General features: G+C 45.0%; 18 protein-coding genes, 3 tRNA genes and 4 pseudogenes. 8 read left to right on the top strand and 17 right to left on the bottom strand.

Going from position 1 to position 22,306, the window contains the following annotated elements:
• Positions 1-48: 48 nt before the first annotated feature.
• The 4 genes from UA76_RS20275 (at position 49) to UA76_RS20260 (ending at position 1,632) form a co-directional block, all read left to right on the top strand.
• Positions 49-133 (top strand) — tRNA-Leu (locus tag UA76_RS20275).
• 42 nt (positions 134-175) lie between these two features.
• Positions 176-250: transfer RNA gene (locus UA76_RS20270), tRNA-Gln, on the top strand.
• A gap of 133 nt (positions 251-383) precedes the next feature.
• Positions 384-468 (top strand) — tRNA-Leu (locus UA76_RS20265).
• Between the two features lie 141 nt (positions 469-609).
• Positions 610-1,632 (top strand): lactonase family protein, encoded by a 1,023-nt coding sequence (locus UA76_RS20260; RefSeq protein ID WP_047049702.1) that lies wholly within the window; start codon positions 610-612, stop codon positions 1,630-1,632.
• Positions 1,633-1,710: 78 nt separating this feature from the next.
• Here UA76_RS20260 and UA76_RS20255 read toward each other — a convergent pair whose 3' ends face one another.
• From UA76_RS20255 to UA76_RS20185, 15 genes and pseudogenes are all read right to left on the bottom strand, one after another.
• On the bottom strand, positions 1,711-2,847 hold the full coding sequence (locus UA76_RS20255) for a flagellin (protein ID WP_047049701.1): 1,137 nt from the start codon (positions 2,845-2,847) through the stop codon (positions 1,711-1,713).
• 749 nt (positions 2,848-3,596) lie between these two features.
• Positions 3,597-4,736: a flagellin gene (locus tag UA76_RS20250; protein ID WP_047049700.1), complete on the bottom strand. Its 1,140-nt coding sequence runs from the start codon at positions 4,734-4,736 to the stop codon at positions 3,597-3,599.
• Between the two features lie 435 nt (positions 4,737-5,171).
• The gene (gene flgL, locus UA76_RS20245; RefSeq protein WP_047049699.1) at positions 5,172-6,365 is read right to left on the bottom strand and encodes a flagellar hook-associated protein FlgL; all 1,194 of its coding nucleotides are present in this window, start codon (positions 6,363-6,365) and stop codon (positions 5,172-5,174) included.
• A gap of 10 nt (positions 6,366-6,375) precedes the next feature.
• Positions 6,376-8,249, bottom strand: a pseudogene (gene flgK / locus UA76_RS20240) (flagellar hook-associated protein FlgK).
• Positions 8,250-8,417: 168 nt separating this feature from the next.
• Positions 8,418-9,304 (bottom strand): annotated as a pseudogene (gene flgJ, locus UA76_RS20235) (flagellar assembly peptidoglycan hydrolase FlgJ).
• 48 nt (positions 9,305-9,352) lie between these two features.
• Positions 9,353-10,444 carry a flagellar basal body P-ring protein FlgI gene (locus UA76_RS20230; protein WP_047049698.1) on the bottom strand — a complete coding sequence of 364 codons (1,092 nt, stop codon included), beginning with the start codon at positions 10,442-10,444 and terminating at the stop codon, positions 9,353-9,355.
• A 75-nt stretch (positions 10,445-10,519) separates the two neighbouring features.
• Positions 10,520-11,299: a flagellar basal body L-ring protein FlgH gene (gene flgH / locus UA76_RS20225; protein ID WP_047049697.1), complete on the bottom strand. Its 780-nt coding sequence runs from the start codon at positions 11,297-11,299 to the stop codon at positions 10,520-10,522.
• Positions 11,300-11,320: 21 nt separating this feature from the next.
• Entirely contained in the window at positions 11,321-12,109 is a 789-nt protein-coding gene (flgG, locus tag UA76_RS20220) for a flagellar basal-body rod protein FlgG (RefSeq protein ID WP_047049696.1), read from the bottom strand.
• A gap of 21 nt (positions 12,110-12,130) precedes the next feature.
• Positions 12,131-12,879, bottom strand: a pseudogene (locus UA76_RS20215) (flagellar basal body rod protein FlgF).
• Positions 12,880-13,077: 198 nt separating this feature from the next.
• Entirely contained in the window at positions 13,078-14,382 is a 1,305-nt protein-coding gene (flgE, locus tag UA76_RS20210) for a flagellar hook protein FlgE (protein ID WP_047049695.1), read from the bottom strand.
• Between the two features lie 43 nt (positions 14,383-14,425).
• On the bottom strand, positions 14,426-15,133 hold the full coding sequence (gene flgD, locus UA76_RS20205; protein ID WP_047049694.1) for a flagellar hook assembly protein FlgD: 708 nt from the start codon (positions 15,131-15,133) through the stop codon (positions 14,426-14,428).
• Positions 15,134-15,150: 17 nt separating this feature from the next.
• Complete coding sequence (flgC, locus tag UA76_RS20200; protein ID WP_047049693.1) at positions 15,151-15,567, bottom strand: flagellar basal body rod protein FlgC; 417 nt, start codon at positions 15,565-15,567, stop codon at positions 15,151-15,153.
• Positions 15,568-15,966 carry a flagellar basal body rod protein FlgB gene (flgB, locus tag UA76_RS20195; RefSeq protein WP_047049692.1) on the bottom strand — a complete coding sequence of 133 codons (399 nt, stop codon included), beginning with the start codon at positions 15,964-15,966 and terminating at the stop codon, positions 15,568-15,570.
• A 295-nt stretch (positions 15,967-16,261) separates the two neighbouring features.
• The gene (locus UA76_RS20190) at positions 16,262-17,089 is read right to left on the bottom strand and encodes a protein-glutamate O-methyltransferase (RefSeq protein WP_047049691.1); all 828 of its coding nucleotides are present in this window, start codon (positions 17,087-17,089) and stop codon (positions 16,262-16,264) included.
• A 10-nt stretch (positions 17,090-17,099) separates the two neighbouring features.
• Entirely contained in the window at positions 17,100-18,029 is a 930-nt protein-coding gene (locus UA76_RS20185) for a chemotaxis protein (RefSeq protein WP_047049690.1), read from the bottom strand.
• Positions 18,030-18,107: 78 nt separating this feature from the next.
• On the opposite strand from UA76_RS20185, the gene flgA reads away from it, so the two are divergent.
• From flgA to UA76_RS20170, 3 genes and pseudogenes are all read left to right on the top strand, one after another.
• Positions 18,108-18,854 (top strand): flagellar basal body P-ring formation chaperone FlgA, encoded by a 747-nt coding sequence (gene flgA / locus UA76_RS20180; protein ID WP_047049689.1) that lies wholly within the window; start codon positions 18,108-18,110, stop codon positions 18,852-18,854.
• A 118-nt stretch (positions 18,855-18,972) separates the two neighbouring features.
• Positions 18,973-19,287 (top strand): flagellar biosynthesis anti-sigma factor FlgM, encoded by a 315-nt coding sequence (flgM, locus tag UA76_RS20175; protein ID WP_047049688.1) that lies wholly within the window; start codon positions 18,973-18,975, stop codon positions 19,285-19,287.
• A gap of 46 nt (positions 19,288-19,333) precedes the next feature.
• Positions 19,334-19,758 (top strand): annotated as a pseudogene (locus UA76_RS20170) (flagella synthesis protein FlgN).
• 151 nt (positions 19,759-19,909) lie between these two features.
• Here UA76_RS20170 and flgP read toward each other — a convergent pair.
• Both flgP and UA76_RS20160 read right to left on the bottom strand, forming a co-directional pair.
• The gene (gene flgP, locus UA76_RS20165) at positions 19,910-20,338 is read right to left on the bottom strand and encodes a flagellar assembly lipoprotein FlgP (RefSeq protein ID WP_047049687.1); all 429 of its coding nucleotides are present in this window, start codon (positions 20,336-20,338) and stop codon (positions 19,910-19,912) included.
• Between the two features lie 10 nt (positions 20,339-20,348).
• Complete coding sequence (locus UA76_RS20160; protein WP_047049686.1) at positions 20,349-20,984, bottom strand: FlgO family outer membrane protein; 636 nt, start codon at positions 20,982-20,984, stop codon at positions 20,349-20,351.
• A gap of 165 nt (positions 20,985-21,149) precedes the next feature.
• Here UA76_RS20160 and UA76_RS20155 point away from each other — a divergent pair, with 165 nt between their 5' ends.
• Complete coding sequence (locus UA76_RS20155) at positions 21,150-22,283, top strand: flagellar assembly protein FlgT (RefSeq protein WP_047049685.1); 1,134 nt, start codon at positions 21,150-21,152, stop codon at positions 22,281-22,283.
• Positions 22,284-22,306 lie beyond the last annotated feature (23 nt).

Below are 22,306 nucleotides of genomic sequence, written 5' to 3'. Positions count from 1 at the left end.
ACAACGTTACTGAGATTTACCAATCATCTCTCTAACTACAAAATTGATGCGGAAGTGGCGGAATTGGTAGACGCACCAGATTTAGGTTCTGGCGCCGCAAGGTGTGAGAGTTCAAGTCTCTCCTTCCGCACCATTATTTAGAACTGATTTGTTTTGTAAACGAATTGTTCACTGTTGGGCTATCGCCAAGCGGTAAGGCAGCGGCTTTTGATGCCGCCATTCCCTGGTTCGAATCCAGGTAGCCCAGCCACTATTTTAAAAGGTTGAGTTGTACAGCATCTGTTGATGCCCCATCAATTCTCCCTGGTTCGGTTCTAGTTAACCAAGCCACTATTACAACGTTATTGAGACTCACCAATCATCTCTTTAACTACAAAATTGATGCGGAAGTGGCGGAATTGGTAGACGCACCAGATTTAGGTTCTGGCGCCGCAAGGTGTGAGAGTTCAAGTCTCTCCTTCCGCACCATTATTTAGAGACCCAGCTTTTGCTGGGTTTTCTTTTTTGTTTGCAACTTAAATCACGCCTACTCACTTCTTCATTTTTAGTTTCTAACACTTTGTTAGACAATTGCTTATCTATCTAATTCTAATGTAAATAAGCAATGTTATGACTTCAGTTCGTCTCTATATTGGCGCTTATACAGAAGCTCCAAGCCTTAACCCTGGTTTACAATCTGTGATCCTCGACCCGACCACTGGCCAAATGACCCTAGATGAGGTTGTGGTAAGGGCAACCAACCCTTCTTATGTGATTACAGGCACCAACGGCGTCTACACCGCTTCTGAGGTCGAACAAGAATGTCCACCTGAGGCGACTTTCATCTCCAATGAACGCACGGCTAGCTCATTGAATATTTCGGGTTCATATCCTTGCCACCTAGCTATCAATAAAGATGAGACTTTACTTGCTACTGCACAGTACGGCTCGGGCTGTATCGATGTTTTCTCCCTCAATACTGATGGTCATTTGAATGAGCATGTCCAACATATTCAGCAAACTGGATCTGGCCCAAATCAAGATCGCCAAACACAAGCGCATGCCCATCAAGTTCAGTTTCTGAAAACAACCAATCAGCTCGTATGCGTTGACTTAGGATCAGACTCTGTTCACTTCTACAACTTTGAAGAAGGCCAATACAGTAAAGAGGCAACTGAAGTAGCCATGCCGGCAGGTAGCGGCCCTCGTCACTTAGTCTTCAACCAAGACGACACTATTGCATACGTACTTTGCGAACTTTCAGAAACGATCGTGATCATTGCTAAGCAAGGCAATGAATGGAAGATGATAAAAGAGCTGCCAGCATTAGCGGGTGAAGAGAACAAAGAAGCGGCGGCAGCAATACGCCTTTCTGCTGATGGTAAATTTGTCTATGCGTCCCTAAGAGCTCAATCATTGATTGCTTGCTATAGAGTATCAAATGATGGCTTAGACCTTAACTTAGTGTCTTCTACTGCGACTCACGGAGACTTTCCAAGAGATTTCGCAATTACAAGCGATGGCACATGGTTAGTTGCTGCAAACCAGCACTCTAACTCTCTAACGAGCTTTAAAAGAGATACGGAAACGGGAGAGCTAACATTCAGTGGGCAGGTACTAAGTATTGATGCTCCAGTCTGTATTACTTACTAGAGTGTCTATCCATCACAAAATGACACCCATAAAAAAATCCAGCCGAAGCTGGATTTTTTGTTTCATGCTGTTATCAGATTAGCCTAGTAGACCAAGTGCTGAGTTAGGCGCTTGCTTCGCTTGTGCAAGAACAGAGCTAGATGCTTGAGACAGAATCTGAGACTTAGTCAATGCAGTGGTTTCTTTTGCAAAGTCTGTATCTTTGATTCGGCTCTTAGACGCATTCACGTTCTCGTTGATGTTATCTAAGTTGTTAATTGCATGGCTGAATCGGTTCTGGAATGCACCCAGTTCAGCGCGGTGACTATCAACAAATTTCAGTGCCGCATCAACAATTGCTACCGACTCTTGAGCACCGCCCACTGACGTTACATCAATGTCGTTAACTGTTACTGCCGTTTGAGCACCAAAGCTAAGCTCACTGGCAAGGCTGCCACCAAAGGTTGCCGCACCATCAACTTTGTTGTTGTCAGTAAACACTTGCAGCTGACCATCTTCGTTAACTGACGCTTTAACCATGTCAGTTTGACCGTTGATGTACGTTGCTAGCTGCTCAATATCATCGCCTTCTTTAGCGTTGATAGTAATGGTTTCAGCCGTTCCTGTTAGCTTGTCAGTCAGGTTGATCGTAAGATCATTTGAACCCGCTTGAACTGCCCAGTTTGCATCTTTACCATTTGCCGCCTGGTAACTGCTACCACCCATGCCCGAAACATCGCTGCGCATGTTGTTTAGGCTTAGCATCACTGCTTCACCGTTATCTGCACCGATCTGGAATGATTTGGTTGCAAATGTGCCATTGAGTAGTTTGTTACCACCGAATGAAGTCGTTTCAGCAATACGATTTAGCTCGTTATTCAGTGCACCAATTTCTTCTTGAATCGCAACACGCTCTGATTTTGAGTTTGAGCCGTTAGCAGATTGAAGTGATAGGTCACGCATACGCTGTAGAATGTTAGTTGTTTCATTCATTGCACCTTCAGCTGTCTGTGCAATTGAAATACCGTCATTCGCGTTACGTACTGCAACATCAAGACCACGACTTTGAACATTCAATCGGTTAGAGATTTGCAGACCTGCCGCATCATCTTTTGCACTATTGATTTTAAAGCCAGAAGATAGTCTTTCCATTGATGACTGTTGAGCACTTGTTGCACTGTTTAAATAGCGCTGTGCCGTCATAGCCGAAACATTGGTATTAACATTAACCGCCATAGTGGTTTCTCCTATTGATTTCCGATTATCCCGGAGTTCCGAAAGGTTACCGACGTCTCGGACAACCAATGAGTTCTCTCAAAGTTATCTTTAATAGCGACCTTAGGAAAAATACCTTTAGAAAAAAATTTTATAGATTGACATTTTTTCTCTAAATGACTGAAAAATATGATGGTGAGTTAAATTCTTAGAAAAAAACTAAAGAAAATGAGGGACTTGCCGAGGGGTATTTTGAACGATTATTGCGGGTTATATTATACCCAAGTGACTTCAATATGCAGGATTCAGAGCATGGCCACTGAGTCTAGTTCAAGGCAAATGACGCAGCGGAATAACACGTTCTTTCCAAGTCATTTAACGTAGAAATTGACTCAGTGACACGCTCCCGAAGGGCGAGTTTGCCTAGCTCGCACACTTTGTTAACGATTCTCAATTTAGAACCACTAGATTGTCGAATCGTTGTCGCGTTTGCGAACTAGGTAATTCTCGCTGAACCACGCATCTTGAGGTTACTTGGGCATATGAAAAAGAAAAAGCCCCTTTTCCTTTGAGAGAACCGGGGCTAGTTGGTTAGTCAGTGCCGTGTGGAGATCAAGAGAAATGAACACACGCTGACCGTCCGTTAACGTAACAGGGGCTCAGAAATAAGCAGTGAGAGTGAGAGAGCTTAAATCCTAACTTACGTTACGTTTTGCCAAGGATTACTTCATTATTCCACGTCTGGATACAGCTAATGAAGGGCTCCAAGACTACTGCAATAGTGACATTGCAGAGTTTGGCAACTGTTTTGCTTGAGCAAGTATCGATGTACCCGCTTGTTGCAGAATCTGTGCTTTCGTCATTTGCGTTGTTTCCTTCGCAAAATCGGTATCTTTAATTCGGCTGTTTGACGCTTCCACGTTTTCTTGGATATTCGCCAAGTTGTTAATGCTGTGGCTTAGACGGTTTTGTTTCGCACCGAGATCCGCACGTTGTGAATCTACGTACTTAAGTGCAGCATCAATAATACCCACCGCATTTTGTGCACCACCAACAGATCGAACATCAATATCTTTTACTGTTGTTGCCACACCTGGGCCACCATTCAAGCCCAATTCTGATGCTAAGCCACCAGAAATATTGAAGTTACCTTCAATGTTTGGCTCAGCTACGAAAACCTGTAGTTTGCCATCTTGGTCTACCGACGCTTTGAACTTGTCTGTTTGACCGTTGATGTAGGTAGCCAACTGCTCGATGTCATCGCCTTCTTTCGCAATGATATCAACCGTTACTGCTTCACCGCTCTTGGTGGTAAATTCAAACTTTAAGTCTGCCGCTGTTGGCGCTACGCCCCAATCTTTGTTTTTGCCTTGTTCAGCAATGAAAGATTGACCACCCATACGGAAATCATCCGCACGAACGCTGGTTAGGCCCATAATGATCGCTTCACCAGAACTCGCACCGATCTGGAAAGATGCCTCACCAAATGAGCCGTTAAGTAGCTTACGTCCACCGAATGATGTGGTTTCCGCAATACGGTTCAATTCATCTTGAAGTGCCGCAACTTCTTCATGCAAAGCTTGACGCTCTGACGCAGAGTTTGTACCGTTCGCTGATTGAAGCGATAGATCACGAATACGTTGCAGAATCGCGGTTGACTCGTTCATCGCACCTTCAGCGGTTTGAGCGATCGAGATACCGTCGTTTGCGTTACGCATTGCCACATCCAGACCGCGAGACTGTGCTGTCAATCGATTCGAGATTTGCAGGCCCGCTGCATCATCTTTTGCACTGTTGATCTTATTACCAGAGGAAAGTCTTTCCATTGAGGTATTAAGTTCACCAGTCGCCTTATTTAGGTAACGCTGGGCAGTCATAGCCGACACGTTAGTATTTACTGTAATGGTCATACTTTGCTCTCCTAGTGAGTTCGCAAGTGCTTGCGAAGCGGCCAGCTTAATCTCATTTGGAAGCACTGACCGTAAATGACTTGCTAAGCCTGATTACACAGGCTGAAAAACTTTTCGTTTATCTCTGAATTTATATATCCAAATAGCGTGCCAATTTTTAAGTTCACTCAATTTAAATTTTATTCTTTAATTTACAGCAAGTTACAATTAAACCATTTTTACTTCTCTTATCAGTACATCTATATAAAGAAGTCTTAAAATAATCTTGCCGCATACTTGCCGCCCTATTGCCACGAGTAATTTGCCATGAAGAACTGGCCATGAACTGTGTGGCACTTGCCAAACTTCGCTTCTAACTTTGGGCACTTACGGCATGGCACGTAAGGCAATCAAAACCAGTCACGCTATCTAATAATGTGGCTATCGCTCTTTCTATTAGATGTAGTTAAACAAGGTTAAATCTTTCGCTTTGCCGAACGCCTGCTGAGAAGCTTGAAGCGCTCGAGTGTTTTCATTGAACTCAATTACTGCTGCTGCGTAATCAAGATCTTCAAAATTGCTTTTTGACTTAGCTAGAGTCATTTTGAAATCAGCATGCTGCTCTTCTTGAATATCTAACGTATTCAAGCGAGCACCCACATCAGTCCGCGCCTTCGTCAAATGAATAAACGCTGAGTGAAGTTCTTGGGTAATTTGATGCAGTTTGGCGGTCACCGATGCATCAGACACCGAACCTTCAGAAAGCTCGATGGCACTTTGCAAACTTTCAAACACGCTGTAGGTTTGTCTTGGTTCCAACGAGATGACATCACCTTTGGTGATTTGCCCTTTCACCTGAATTCTTAATCCTTCGTGCTCAATGCCTTTTAGAGGATCAAATTCGTCAGCTTTCACAACCGAGCCATCTTTCTCTAACTGATAACCGTATTTGCCATCAGGCATATCTACGAACGTCAAGCTGTAAACCGAAGTATCATCTGGGTTTAGGTTAATAGCACGCTCAAGAAGCAGTTCGGAAGCTGGTTGCAGTTGATACTGTGGCTCATAATCACCATATGGGTTATCGATCTCCATGAACAGCTTACTGCCTGGATCGTTTACCGGCATCTCAAGGCTATTCGAGATGCGCATCTTTCTTTGGTAATCGTCACCAGAATACGTCACCACACCGGCATTATCTCGGAAAAACGGCTGGTTCTTCGGCTTAGTGCCAGCGAAAATGTAGTTACCTGATTCATCTTGCACATTGGAAAGATTTAAGAAGTTATTTGCGAGTTCTTGCAGCTCTCGGGCTTTCGCTTCTCGGTCTTCCGGTGATAAGGCACCGTTAATCATTTCCATCACCGAACGCTTTGCTTCATCAGTAAAACTCTCGGCATTGGAGATAATCACTTCATGATGTTCCAAACGATTTCGCACCAGAGTAATCGCGTCGGTATACTGCCTGAGCTGTTCCGACTGCTGACCTATATTTTGGATATAGTGCGTTGCCAATGGATCATCACTGGCTTTCATGAGCTTCTTACCAGACGCCAATTGCGCTTGGTTGTGATGCACCTTATGCTCTTGTCTTCTTAAGTCGTTTTGCACCGACTGATAGTTATGGAAGCTAGAAATACGATTCATAATTTTCTACCTCCTATCTCAGTGCCAATATGGTGTTAAAGGTGTCATTCGCCGCCTGCATAATTCGAGAAGACGCCATGTAGGCCTGCTGAAACTTCATCATGTTGGCTGCTTCTTCATCGAGGTTCACTCCCGATATTGAAGCTACTCGCTCTTGCGCCGCCTCTTTTTCCAAACGAGAGACATCTGTTAGCCTTGAGGCTGTCGACATTTTAAGACCCACATCGGTATTTAGGTTGTGGTATAGGTCGAGTACGGTGGACTCATTGTCGTTGAGCTTTTTCTGCGTTTGAATATTCAGAAGTTTGCGCAGATTGCCGTTGTCACCCTCAGACGGGACAAGGTTTGCCGTAAACTTATCGTTCGGCAAGGCGCCATCGGTCAATGTAAAAATCGTACCTTGCACATCCACAGGCCCTGTTGGCGGATATGGCTGAGGGTTGAGTAAGATATTGCCTTTGGTATCGGTCACGGCAAATTGGTCACCTGTTGGTGAAACCACCACTTCAAATTCTTTTACATCACCCACATCTTTGATTTTGAACTTTGCCGAACCTTGGGCAAATGTCGTCGATGCCTCATAACTTTGAGCAGCAATGGTTGCCGGATCGTTAGTCATCATCTTCATTTGGGCGGCAGAGTCGCGAGTTGGGCGAATCAAGATACGCTCTCCGGCAACAACGCCGCCACGCACTTCAATGCGAAGGCATCAATAAATAATGCATTACCAGAAAGCTGCATGGCAACCTGCTCACCGCTAGGTCTAGTAACTATGTAGTCACTACCATTGTATTGAAGTGAGTACTCACCAGAGGTCAGTTGCGACGTATCTTCGATAAAAGCGGCAACGTCAGCATTAGAGTCAGAGGGTGTTACCACACGAGATTTTGCCACCAGCTCAGCATTCACATCGGTGAACATCAAACCACCCACATTACCTCTTAAGTCGAGGCCTTGAGATTGCAGCTTATTTACCTCGAAGGAAAAGCTTGCCGCCATGCGGCCAAGTTCGTCCATCAGATACGGAATTTGTTCGTCGCGCATGTCTAACATAGCGCCAATTTTGCCGTCGATATCTTTGGTCGTGATCGGTTTGATGCCTTTACCTTCAATCATGGCTAATCGACGTTGATGCACATCTGGGTAGCCATCGATCATCTGCAGCTTACTGGCGGATGCACCGGAAACCAGAGTGTGTCCGTTACCAATATGTACGTTGAAACCTTCCGCATTTTTGCGCGGTGTTACCGTTACTTTGGTGTATTCAGACAGCTCAGCAATTAACTTCTCATGTTGGTCCATAAGGTCGTTATGCGGACCTGGTGTGCGCATCATTAAGCGGTGAACGTCACGAATTTCCAACGCTAGTTGGTTCATGCGCTCGATACCCAAATCGAGCTTCTTATTGGTCACATCCGATTGACGGCGAATGGTTTCGTGAAACTCATTAAGGTTTTGCGTGATTAGACCCGCTTTTTCAAGCACTACCTTACGCGCACCAACATCGTTCGGAGTATCGGCAAGAGACTTAACGGCATCAAACCATTCGTTTAAATTTTCTGGGATTTTCTTTGAAGCGACAGAAGACAACATGCTAGATAGCATCTCTAGGTTCTCTTCAACATCGCGTTTGAACGCATAATTGGTGGTAGACAGGTTGAGTTCATTAACGGCAAACTGATCCCAAGAGCGGCGAACTTTTTCCACATGAACGCCCATCCCATAGGTTTCGCCCCCATATTGGCGAGGGGTACTGGCACCTTGGATCACAGACTGACGGCTGTAACCCTCTGTATTAACATTAGAAATGTTATGACCAGTAGTATTAAGTTGTCTCTGAGCCGTAAGTACACTTTGTGAACCCAGATTCAGAAGATCCGACGCCATAATGCCCCCGAAAACCTATAAAAATCAGTAATTACTGAAACCTACAAGTTATTTTGCAATATGTGTGCCAAAAAATAGAATTTAGAGGGGTATTGCGAGGAAAGGAAAAGAGCTTGTCGTAACAAGCTCTTTGATGAAGATGTGAATTATCAAGTTGGTAGTAGACCACTACATACTGTCGATGCGCTGCTTAACGCGCAGGACTTTATCAGTATAAAGTGGATCTGTTGCGTAGCCCGCTTTGTGAATACCTTGAATGAACTCTTCTGAGTTACGGCTGGTACTTAATGCCGAGTTGTACCTTGGTTCTCATTAAGAAAGCGAACGTAATCATTAAAGCTGTCTTCAAAGCTACGATAGGAACGGAATGCCGCTCGCTCTTGGACAGGGACACCGCTATGATATTCTAGCGTTTGAGTCGACATTTTATCGCCTTGCCAACTTCTGTCTGCTTTGATGTTAAACAGGTTATTACTGCTGCCTTTCGAGTTTTGAATAACTTTCTGTCCCCACCCTGTTTCAAGTGCTGCTTGGGCTAGCAGTAACGAAGAATCGACACCTAGCGCTTTGGCAGCTCGCTCAGCATACGGCTGAAGCGACGATACAAACTGCTCTGGTGATTCAAACGATGTGGGTTCAGCTTGGCGAGTTGGGCTCACTGCAGCAACGGCCTCAGGCGCATTAGTACGCGCTTCACGTGTACGATTAACACGATCCATGATCTCTTCGAAATTCTCATTACGTGCGGCTGCGTTTTGGTTCTCGACCGTACCAGTGCTGAGCTGCGCAACTATCATATCCGCTAGCCCTAATGAACCCGAAGCACTCATCTCGCTGGCCATTTGCTCATCAAGCATGGTGCGGTAGAAGTCCTGATTCTGACTTTTCATCAGGTCAGTTTCGAAGTTGGCGTTGGCATCACGCATCGACTTAAACAACATGGTCGTAAAAATTGCTTCGAACTGTTTTGCCGCCGCCGTCAATGCCGCTTTCTCACCTTCACCAGTACCGTCATCGCTATTGGCTTGCTGACGAAGTTTATCTAAGTTGGCGATATCATGAATGAAGCAATGTCGTTACCATTGTTAATCATACTAAGCCCCTTAGATAATGATCAGTTGACCTTCAATGGCACCTGCTTGCTTAAGTGCTTGCAAAATTGCCATCAAGTCTGAAGGCGCTGCGCCAACTTCGTTAACCGCTCGCACCAAATCATCAAGAGTTAAGCCTGGGTCAAATTTGAACATTTTGCCCTGCTCTTCTTCCACTTCAATATCTGTGTCTGGCACAACCACAGTTTGACCACCACCAAATGCATTAGGCTGGCTCACATTGAGGTTTTCTTTAATAGAAACCGTCATACCACCATGGGTCACCGCAGCTGGTTTCAAACGAACGTGTTTACCGACAACAATCGTACCGGTACGAGAGTTAACGATGATTTTGGCGGAACCGTCCGCTGGGTTGAACTCTAAGTTCTCAATCGCAGATAGGAAGGCAACACGTTGGCTCACATCACGTGGTGCGCGAACTCGAACTGACGTTGCATCGACTGCTGATGCCATTTGTGGACCTAAGAAATCATTCACTGCATCCGCCATGCGCTGTGCGGTTGTAAAGTCAGACTCAAGTAGGTTGAATGTAATGAAGTCGCCGCGACCAAACGGAGATGGGATCTCACGTTCAACAATCGCACCGTTAGAAATCATACCCGCAGTCGGGTTGTTGCCGACAATTTTAGAACCGTCAGCACCAGAAGCACTAAAGCCGCTGACGACCAAGTTACCCTGAGCTATGGCATAGGTTTGCCCATCCAAGCCTTGTAGGAAGGTTTGCATTAGGGTACCACCACGTAAACTCTTTGCCGAACCGACAGACGAAACCGTCACATCAATCGTTTGGCCTTGCTTAGAAAACGGAGGCAATTCAGCCGTCACAATCACCGCTGCAACGTTCTTGGTTTTTGGCTTCGTACCCGGCGGCAATTGAATGCCGAAATTTTGCAGCATGGCATTGAAGCTCTGATCGGTAAACGGCGTGGATTCACCCGTTCCCGGTAAGCCCGTTACAAGGCCGTAACCCACCAATTGGTTACTACGAACACCCGCTACTTGAGCAACATCCTTAATTCGGGCAGCGTGTGCCTCTAGCGCAAATAACGCCAGTCCCATCAATAGCAGTGTGAATCGTTTCATGTGACTTACCTTAACTTCCAATCTTGTAACTATGTGCCGGAGCGATCTTGCCAAATATTTGTCTTATTCGACTCGCTACAGAGTTACATTAAAGAATCGTGCCAAGAATCCAGGTTCTTGCATATCTTGGTTGGTTCCCGTACCCGAATATTGAATTCGAGCGTTAGAAATACGGTTAGAAGCAATCGTGTTTTCAAAGTCGATATCATCCGGACGGATGGTTCCACTCAGGCGAATGTACTCGTCACCCGTGTTCAATGTCAGCCATTTTTCACCGCGAATCACTAAGTTACCGTTGGCCAATACTTCGATCACTTCCACAGTAATAAAGCCAGAAATACTATTACTTTGGTTTGCCGCTGCACTACCACTAAAGCTGTTATCGTTACTCAAGTTGTATGAGAAATCGTATTTACCAATAGTGAGTTGCTCACCACCCACTTCGAGCGGATCCATTGAAGCATCATTATTTTTTGACAGATCAGCATCGGAGCTTTTTGCCGCTTTAGTATTTTCATCAAGCATTACGGTGATGATATCGCCAATACCGCGCGGCTTAGAGTCATCGTAAAGGCTACTTGCCTTTTGCAGATTAAATAGAGAGCCCGTCTCTGCTGCATAATGCTCTGGTGCATGTTTCGGATGGATCGGAGCCCACGCTGGATCACCGGCAATTGGGTCATTACGACCACGTAGTGTATCGATCAGGCCAGAGCTTTCTTCTTCAGCTCTGTCGCCTTCTACGGCATCAACCGTAGTGGTACCTTGAACCACATCTGGAGTTTCAATCGGTGGTTCAAACATCGCACAGCCAGAAGCAAAAGCGATAAGTAAAACAGGTAATAAACGAAACATAGGGCTACCCTCTCACTCTCATTACAGCTGTTGGTTAACGAAGCTCATCATCTTATCTACCGCAGAGATAACTTTTGAGTTCATTTCGTAAACACGTTGCGCTTCAATCATATTGACCAACTCTTCGGTCACATTCACGTTTGATGTTTCAAGCATGGACTGTCTCACCGCACCAAAGCCATCTAAGCCAGGAACACCTTCTTGAGGATCACCACTTGCACCCGTTGGAAGGTAAAGGTTCTGACCAATTGGCTCTAAGCCACCAGGGTTAATGAAATCTACCGTATTGATCTGACCCAATACTTGGTTATCTTGTTGACCCCGAACACGAACCGAGACTTCACCATCTGTACCCACGGTAATACTGATTGCATCTTCAGGAACGATGATTTCAGGCTCAAGCGTGTAACCAGCACCAGAGGTCACAATCGCACCTTCATCATTCACTGTGAACTGACCATTTCGTGTGTAACCAATATTGCCGTCTGGCATTAGGATTTGGAAAAAGCCATCGCCTTCAATCATCATATCAAGACTGTTAGTGGTGGTTTGCGTATTACCCTGAGTATGGACTTTTTGGGTCGCCACTACTTTAGAACCCGCACCTAACATTAAGCCACTTGGCAGTTCAGTGTTCTGAGACGATTGGCCACCCGGTTGGTTGATGTTCTGGTAGAAAAGATCTTCAAACACCGCGCGGCTTTTTTTATAACCAACGGTCGAGGCGTTAGCCAAGTTATTCGAAATGGTTGAGATATTGGTTTGCTGAGCATCTAAGCCAGTCTTACTTACCCATAATGCAGGATGCATAATCGTCTCCTTAAATCCTTATTAGCTCATACGAAGCAAAGAGTCGGATGCTTTATCCATCTCTTCTGCTGTGCTCATCATCTTGACTTGCATTTCAAACTGACGTTGCAGATCAATTAGGCTAGTCATCTCGCCGACAGCATTCACGTTGCTGCCTTCAACTGAGCCTGTGAGCAATTTAACGCCGGCATCCGCTTCGTATGCCGCATTTGGGGTCTTCGAACGAAAAAGACCGTTGGTATCTTTAAATAGAGATTGATTATCGGTGCGAGTCAGTTTAATTCGGTCAACGATTTCGATCGCATCTGCTGGTGCGCCTTGTGGAACCACAGAGATCGTACCGTCGTTACCGATTTCAACTTTACTGATTGGAATAGGAAGAGTGATTGGGGCGCCTGTTTCACCTAACACCAAGTGACCCGCTGAGTTCGTCAGCAAACCATTTGGATCGATGTTAAGGTTACCGTTACGCGTGAGTCCCTCTTGCCCTGTTTTGTCCATTACAGAGATCCAGCCTTGTCCTTGGATAGTGACATCTAAGTCTCGACCAGTTGTGATCACGCTACCTTGAGCAAAGTTCTGCCCTGGTCGTTCAGTCATGCTGAACACGCGGTTGGTAACCCGTCGCCATACGCTTGCATTGAACGAGCTTGCGCCAAATCAGCACGGAAACCCGTGGTACTAACGTTTGCTAAGTTGTTTGCTCTAAGCTGCATAGCTTGCATGTTCTGCTTAGCGCCACTCATGGCGAGGAACAGTGCGCGATCCATAATATGCTCCAATAATCGAAATACAGATCATTAAAAGCAATTGGCGTGCCAATAAATTTTATCTTTATTTATCAGAATCTTAGATTCGAATTAAGGGACTATTAGAGGGGTATTGCCGATCATTGCCTCTAGAGAGGCAAATTTATCAAGCCAGCTTTTGCCGCTGGTTGATAGACAGATGATTGCCAAGAAAAGCAATTAACGGATCTGTAGGATATTTTGTTGCAGTTGGTTGTGCACTTCTAGTGAACGAGAGTTCGCTTGGAAGTTACGCTGAGCAGAAATCAAATCCACCAGCTCTTGAGTCATATCGATATTCGATTGCTCAAGTGCACCATTACTAATGGTACCGAAAGAGCCCTTATTGGATTCGCCCCAGATTTTCGCCCCAGAGAACTGAGTCGAATCCCATTGAGTACCACCTTTCTTATCCAAGCCTTGTTCATTCGGCACGCGAACTAATGCTACGCGACCTAAGGTTACATTTTGACCGTTAGAGTAAGTACCTAAGATACTACCATTCTCATCAAAATCGACTTTGGTTAAGAAGCCAGTGGTTGCCCCATCTTGCTCCATCTTCGTTAATTCAAACGGAGCGGCAAATTGGGTTGTCGAATCCAAGTTAAACGAAAGTGTTTGATTTGGATCGGCACCATTAAGATCAATCGCGTTCGGACCAACACCTAGAGCATCAGTAACAACATCATTACCACTATTAATAGAAGCTAATGTACCGTCATTATTAAATCTCATGGTATGGCCAATATGACCCGTTGGTGAAGCGGCATCACCACCCGCAATGTTGAGTGGCTTCTCACCCGCCGAGTCCGTCATCGTATAGTACTTCTGCCACGTATTTGGTTGAGTCTGATCTTTCAAGTAATAAGTCGTCAACTTGTAAGACTGACCCATTGAGTCATAAATGGTAGAAGACGTAGAGCGGTTGTAAGTCTCAGGATCTGAGATATCAAACAGCGCAGGATCTTTCAGGTCACCGTTGGCTGGTACGTTCACACCAACATCTAGGTTCGCCGTCTGTTTTGGCTTACCAAACTCTGCAGGAATGTTCAGTGGTGCAGGCTCGTAAGAGAGCACTTCACCAGTCTCCGGATTAACTTGGTAACCAAGTAAATACTCTTCATTAGACGTTACCATGTAGTTTTCTTTGTTAAGATGAAAAGCACCATTACGGGTCAGCTCATTTTGCTGAGGCACCATTCGGTCTTTCGACACCGCAAAGAAACCTGTACCAGATACACGTAAGTCCATCGGGTTGTTGGTATAAATGCTCGAACCTTCGTGGAACTGCTGCGCAACCTTGTTAGCTTGCACACCTTGCCCTGGTGTGGTTTTCGCATTCGTAAATAACGACGTAGAATAAACATCTCCAAACTCTGCACGTGACTCTTTAAAGCCAAACGTATTTGCGTTTGCGATGTTATTACTGGTCGTATTCAAGTCCAATTGAGCAGCGGACAAGCCGCTTAAAGATACATATGACATTCCAAAATCTCCTATCTAGCTAGCATATTGACTCATGTCAGAGTTACGCTTTGCCAACTTCTAGTACTTCAGCAAGTCGAACTGGTGATTCAAAACCAGCCAGATTGAGCAGTACGTTACCATCGCCTTTACCAAGAAGAACGCTGTTGACGTTTGCATAGGTCGAAACCTCAAACTCGCGATTCTCTCCATCCAGTAGACCCGAAGCTCTCACTTTGTATCTACCTTCCGGCAATGGATTACCGTTATCATCTAAACCGTCCCAAGTGACTTTATTATCGCCGGTGGATTTCGCACCAGCATCAAAAGTACGTAAGAGCTGTCCAGCTTCGTTCTCAATTCTGACAAACAAATTGTCAACGGATTGAGGAAGCTTAACCATGGCGGACATGGCTTGCCCATCCGCCTTCATGCCTGCCGCTCCTGGTACGAGTACATCGCGACCTACCAGAGACGAAGCTTGAAGCGCTTGGTTAGATGTCATCGACGAGTTCAAACTCTCAAATTGAGTGTTCATCTTGCCGATACCATCAACGGTGGCAAATGAGGCCATTTGCGCAATCATCTGGTCGTTACTGACCGGCTTAAAAGGGTCTTGCTGGGCAAGCTGCTTGGTGAGTAGGGATAAGAAGTCCTCTTGTTTGAGATCTTGTTTACCCGTTACTTCATCTGGCTTTTTGCTATCTTGAAGGCTCTTAAGCTGATCAACATAGGACAAGCCGCTTTGACCAACGTTATTAAATTCGGCCATACGCTACCTCCTTATCCTTATTGACCCATCTGCAGCGTACGCAGCAGCATCTGTTTACTAGCATCTGCTAATTGCACGTTCGTTTGGTACGAGCGAGAAGCAGAAATCATGTTAGCCATCTCTTCCATGACATTAACGTTAGGTTTGTAGATATAACCTTCGTCATTTGCCAATGGGTGATCAGGGTTGTACTCCGCATTGAGTGGTTTATCACTCTCTACAATACCCAATACTTTTACCGGTACGTTATGGTCGCGGTTATAACGTGCCTTACTTAACTCAGCGCCAAATACAGCGTGGCGAGCTTTGTAAGTATCTTTTGCAGAGCTAGAGATACTGTCCGCGTTCGCCAAGTTACTAGAGGTGGTATTTAGACGAACAGATTCAGCACTCATGGCAGAACCAGTTACGTTGAATACATTGAATAAGCTCATCTAGTTACTCCCCTTGAGTGCTTTCGTTAAGTTCTTAAATTTACTTCCTAAGAAGTCCAAAGACGCTTGGTGACGAATCTGGTTTTGCATAAACAAGTTACGCTCCAAATCCACATCCACCGTATTGCCGTCTCCGGTATCAGGTTGAGTAGGTAAACGGTACTTCGTCTCCCCTGTCACTCTGGTCGAGGCAGAAATGTGCCGTGCATCAGTACGACTAAGACCAAAACTTGCCCCAGACGTTGCCGCCTGCAGAGCGCGTTGAAAGTCCATTCCTTTTGCTTTAAAGCCAGGTGTGTTTGCTTGTGCGATATTGGTGGAAATCACCTCAGCATTGCGCTCACGTACACCAACTGTATGCTGGTGAATACCTAATGCGTTGTTAAAAGAAATAGCCATAGTTGCCTCAACTGTAAGAACTGACTGGTACTAATTAGATAAAAAGCAATTTGCGTACCAACTTTAGTTTGCCGCTCTCAATTACTGACTATCTTTTTTACATCTTGCAAAACTCACGCCTAAAAAAGCGCTTCAACGATAGAGATTTTTGGAATGTCTCATCTAACAGTATAGCGATAAACCATCTAACTCGTCTTACGGGGTTTCTTTAGAGCTTGATTCGACGTTAGGCGGCCGATGAAAGGTACAAAAAAGCCCAGTCATTAGACTGGGCTGTTCAAAAGCAAGTTTTTATCTACTTCAGCTTGTAAATAATACCTGGGTTACAACGCACCATTTCGAATCGATCCGTCAACCCAGTTAACGATTCTGAAGCGCCGAGCAGCAAATACCCGCCAGGGTTCAAGCTGTTCGCCATTTGGTTGAGTACTTGTGACTTCATATCTGGTGAAAAGTAGATGAGTACATTTCGACAGAAGATAATGTCGAACTTACCCAACAGCGCATAACTCTCCATCAGGTTCTGCGGACGGAAGTTCACTAAGCGCTTAACGTTATCTTTCACTTTCATTCGACCATCACCCGCATCTTCAAAGAAGGTGCGACGACGCTCAGGGGAGAGACCACGACCAAGTGCCAAGTTGTCATACACGCCAGCACGACACATATCGAGCATACTTGCAGAAATATCGGTTGCCGTTATGGACACACTCGGCAACATGCCTGGCTTCTTTTGCTGAGTCTCCAAAATAGTCATCGCCATCGAATACGGTTCTTGACCTGAAGAGCTGGCAGCAGACCAAATTTTTATCGGGCGCTTTGAAGCGGCAACCTCTGGCAACAACTTGTCTGAAAGTACGGTGAACGGATAGGTATCACGGAACCACAGAGTCTCGTTTGTTGTCATGGCATCAACAGCGGCAACGCGAAGCTCTCTGTTACGCCCAGTAACCACATCACGAAGTAAATCCGATAACGAACCCAGTTTAAACTTCGTCACTAATGGGCTAAGGCGACTTCTTACTAAATACTGCTTACTATCACCCAATACAATCCCACATTGAGATTCTAAGAAGCGGCTGAAATCACGATACTCTTGATCGCTTATAGTTATCGCTGTCATTAATGTCTCTTTATTCTTGTGTTAGCGCAGTCTTCACCGCATTACCAAGCTCATCGGGGTTGAACTTAGCGATGAATGAGTTGGCTCCGACCCTTTCAACCATTGCTTGGTTGAATACTCCACTCAGAGACGAGTGCAAAATCACATACAGATCTTTTAAATCAGCATGGCGGCGGATCTCTGCCGTCAGGGTGTAACCATCCATTTCTGGCATCTCGATATCTGAAATAACCAAGGAGATTTGCTCGTAAATACTGCCTTCTGCCGCCATTTCAACCAACTTATCGTAGGCTTCTTTGCCGTCTTTTACTGAAACCACTTCAAAACCAATCGATGTAATCGCACGCTCTACCTGCTTACGGGCAACGGTTGAGTCGTCGGCGATCAATATACGGCGTACAATCTCTTTCTCAGTTTCTGCTTGGGCAATTTCTTCACCGATTGACGAATCCATCGTTTCATCAATTGGCGCAATTTCTGCAAGGATTTTCTCAACATCGAGAATTTCCACCAGTTCATTGTCGATATTGGTTACGGCAGTTAAATAGTTAGCCTTACCAGCACCATCTGGCGGCGGAAGAATCGCTTCCCAATGCATGTTGATGATGCGCTCGACAGAAGTAACCAAAAAAGCTTGAATGGTTCGGTTAAATTCTGCGATTACAACAAAACATTTTTCGACGTCTGTCGTTGGTCGACCACCGATAGCTAGACTTAAATCAATGACAGAAACTGTGTGGCCGCGGATGTGAGCAACACCTTTAACCAAAGGGTGTAAATTAGGCATTGAAGTAAGCTTAGGGCACTGAAGTACCTCTTTGACTTTAAATACATTTATACCGTAACGTTGACGTCCCATAAGGCGAAACGTCAGGAGTTCCAATCGGTTTTGACCGACGAGTTGCGTACGCTGATTCACAGAATCAAGAATACCCGTCATAAGCTCATCTCCATCTCAAACTTTTGCGCTAAAAAGTGATAATCTACTACAGGCTATAGTTAAAACCAGAGAAACAGAATGCCATATTTTAAATTAAAATTAGATTCGTTTTCCATAACTAAGTGTAGAGCTTTCTATAATATTTTTTACCCGTGTATCGGCTTTTTCTTGATTTTCTTTAGTGTTTTTACTTATTCCGCTACACCAGAGCAAATTCTTCAGATGCAAAATGCTGCGGAAAATCATGTACTCAGCACGGTACCCGCTCCTGCAGGTGGCCAATTAGAAGTCAAAGCGGCTAACTTAGATCGTCGCTTGTTCGCTACCGACTGCCCAGAAGAACTCGCAACTTCATCCTCTTCAACTAATCCTTCCGCCAGTAACATAACCGTTTTGGTTGCCTGTGAAAGCGACAACTGGCGAGTTTATGTTCCGGTCCGCTTATCCGTTTCTGCGCCACAGGTTACTGCAGCCACCAATTTAGATAGAGGGCAAATCATTAGTGAGAATGATGTCACTATGAGTATGGTAGACTTGCATCGCTTTCGTCGGCAAGGTTTTTCCTCAACAAATCTGGTCTTAGGAGCAAAACTAAAGAAAAATATCCGTGTAGGTGAAGTAATTGAAACCAGAGATATTTGTGTGGTTTGCCGAAATGAAACCGTGATGATCCGCGCCGTTAACGACGGCATGCAAATCACCACGCGTGGCGTCGCCCTATCGGATGGCTCACATGGTGAACAGATAAGAGTGAAAAATAGCCGATCTAACCGTATAATTGACGCAAGGGTGAGTGGAATTGCCGAAGTAACTGTGCAGTTTTAGGCAGTGTGTGAGTGGAATATAGCTCATACAATTTATTTTAGGTAAAACGCTAAAGTAATAACCATTAGTGTCGATATGACTGTACAGGTTCTATTTTTGTGAGAGTAAGGCTTTATATATGGCAGGTATAGATAACATACGTTCAGGACAATCGTTGACGACCTCAACGAGAAGTTCTGCCCGTACCGAGTCAAGTGCAACCAACAGCACTGACTCAACGAAACGTTCTTCGGCGAAGCAAGACGCAGTGTCTTTAAGCCAACAAGGTAAGGACATTGGTGAAATGCATTCTCAAATGGCCTCGCAACCAAGCTTTGACAGCGCGAAAGTGGCTGCGATTAAAGAAGCGATCGCTAACGGTTCTTACACCGTGAACCCAGAAAAGTTAGCAGATAACATGATCAAGTTTGAAAAAGAGCTTGGTGGTTTTTAAGTCTCTGAGTAATTCAGAATAAGTAATCAAGAAGTAGTGTGTTGTAATGGCTGCCCTGAAAAGCTTAGTTGATTTTCAACTTAAAAATGCAACTGATCTTTCCCAACTATTGGAGAAAGAGAAGACGGCTATTGCTGCAAGAATTTCAAAAGATATTGAGTCACTTGCCAAAGAAAAAGTCACCTTAATCTCACAATTACAACAGACTGATCAACGTATTGGCTCTCACCCAGATGTTTCCACTCTCACGGACGACCCTGAACTCAGCACTCTCGTTGATCAAATCCGATCTATCGTTCACGACTGCCAGCAAGCCAACCTAATCAATGGGGAAGCATTGGCACGTGCTCAGCTTAGCTTTAACAAGCTCAATAATTTGATGCAGCAAAGCCAAGGCAAGATAGGCATGACCTATGACTCTGGGGTCAAACACAAAACATTTCAACCTTAGGCACAAACCTTAAAGCGTAATATTAGGATTCACTCCGAAACTTGGCTTAGATAAGCCTAAGAACTTTTTGATAACCTAAAAAACATTCAGACACAAAAAAGCGGCAATTCCAATTGCCGCTTTTTCATTTGTGCTGAAGAGAATGAAGTTGTTCTGTATCAAATTGACGAACTAGAAGATCGTTTGTTGTCGCTTCTCTGGAACTTGTTGAACTTCACCGTAGCTTCTCAACATATCCATTTTCTTTATATCGAGGCGAAGCTCTGTGACATAGCTGTCACCCACTTTGTAGCTTCTTACTACTTCAGCACCACGGATCACACCATCAACTGCGCCTGAGGTACGTTCAGTGCCTAAACGCTGATCTTTCAGATCTGCACGACCACTTACGCGCATACCGTACACTTGCTCTGCTAACTCTCGATAGGCGTCGATCTTTGAAGCGCGCATTGCTCGCACTTGCTTCTCTTCTTCATTGCGGCCCTGCTGCTCGCTAATACTTGCATAGCCTACTGCCGTTAACCAATCATTCATATTCATGTGCAGTGGTTGGCAACCCACCATAACAAAGGCAACTAGGATTAATAGATACTTTTTCATCTTAATACTCCTATGGACGCAAAATAACGGTATAAGGTTGCGTCATAGTTGGGTCTGAACGGATCAGAACACCATCTTCAGTACGCATTGAGTTCAACGTATCTAAATCACGTCCAATACGATCGGCTGGTAAGAAACCTTGTGCGGTCGCAACCACAACACGTGACTGCATTCCCACAACACGGGCATTCACTAACACACCGCCTTCTTGACGAAGCATGGTGCCGGTTAGGATATACTGAATCTCTTGCTCTTGCGCCAGATCTTTCCAATCTCGGCTAAAGGCGAAGTCACCTTGTTGGGTAACTTGAATTGAGCCAGTAGTCTTGAAGTCAACGACCTTGAAGCCACGACGTTGGAACTGATGGATAAAACCTTCTGATACCGAATTACCTAGCCAGTTCGTCACGTCCATATTCTGTAAATCGACGAAAGATGTTACCGCAATCGGCGTACGTGCAGACACACTCGTATTCGAAACCATTAGGTCTTCTGTCATACTCTCTACAAAAAAGTCTAGTGTATGGCGAGGACTCTCCATTAACATAAATTGCGACCCAGAGTACGGCTCCTTGCCGTTATAAATTGGGGCGTATGCACAAGCTGTCAAAAAAAGAACAGGTGCAAGACTCAGCCATTTTTTCATTCTCTTCATCTCCAGATATACTAAGGCACTGTATTCCAATAAGTTGACGTCACTGCCAATTGTGGAACACTCTTTGCTTTTCTAAATTTGCTACTGTTTAGAAAGGCAATGCCTAAATCAGCTAAGATTTAAAAAGCAAAATTTATACCCAACTGGCAAATAATTATGAAAAAGTTTTTTTTCCTCGCTATATCAGTCTTTTACTCAGCACTCTTTTCATCGAGTGTCAGTGCCGCTTGGTATCAAGTGACCGGTACGGCAACCGTTGTTTCATCTGAAGAGGTGGCAAGGGTTCATGCGCTAGAAGACGCTATCTATAAGGCGGTAAGCTTTGCCGGCGCGGATATTGGCGGCATCAGTAACCTTCGTCCACTTCTTGAAGAAAACCGTAAAGAGTATCAATTTGCGAATCACGAAGTTCGATACATAATGGTAGAGCAGCAACGCTCTCGCAGAGGCGTAATGTCCGTTCGCATTCGAATTGATATCTATCCATCGGCAACGGGTTGCCACGTTAGTCAATACAAGAAGACTTTCTTAGTGGGTAACATTGACATTGCCTCCCCACAACAAGCGGTAATGGGCCAGGTTTACCGCTTAGGTGATGACTTTGCACACGTCATTAATCGTCAGCTTAAACAGGAATCAGCAAGCTTCGTTTCTGTTGGAACCACCGATTACGAGATCAGTAAACGTTACCCAGAAAGACTAAAAATGATCGCTCAAGATACTGGCGCTCAATACATCATTGGTGGAGTCATCACAGACCTCACGGCGACAGTCGATCAAAAAATCCTTCGAGACGACGAGATCAATCGTCAGTTCGCGCTGGAGATGCAAGTGTTCGACGGCAAAACAGGCCACGAAGTCTATACCCGAAACTATCGTGAAGTCGCGCGTTGGCCATTTCCTAAGACGAGTAAAATTGATACCAAAAGCGCACGCTTCTGGGCATCGACTTATGGTGAAATGATGCTTCGTGTCAGCCGCAACATCATGCTGGATCTTGAGTCGGAAGTGTCATGTAAAGTCACTTTGCCGGAAGTCGTCGCAAAATTTGGCAACACCATTGTTATGGATCTTGGCCGTATGCACGGCGTGGAAGAAGGCGATAAACTTCAACTTTGGCACACGGGTTCATTCATCGATCAAAACGGTTTGCCGCGCAATAAGGTGACACAGTCGGATATTACCGTGACTGTATCAAGAGTTTATGAACACGAAGCCGAGCTCACCGTTGATCAGTCGGATCTGTCAGGCAGTATTCAGATCGGCGATGTGATGCATAAACTTCTGTAGCAAATCGACTAAGTACAGATCAC

The organism is Vibrio mexicanus, assembly GCF_001012815.1.
Taxonomy (GTDB): Bacteria; Pseudomonadota; Gammaproteobacteria; order Enterobacterales; family Vibrionaceae; genus Vibrio; species Vibrio mexicanus.
The sequence above is the reverse complement of the archived record's forward strand: the minus strand, read 5'-3'. Positions and strand labels throughout refer to the sequence as shown.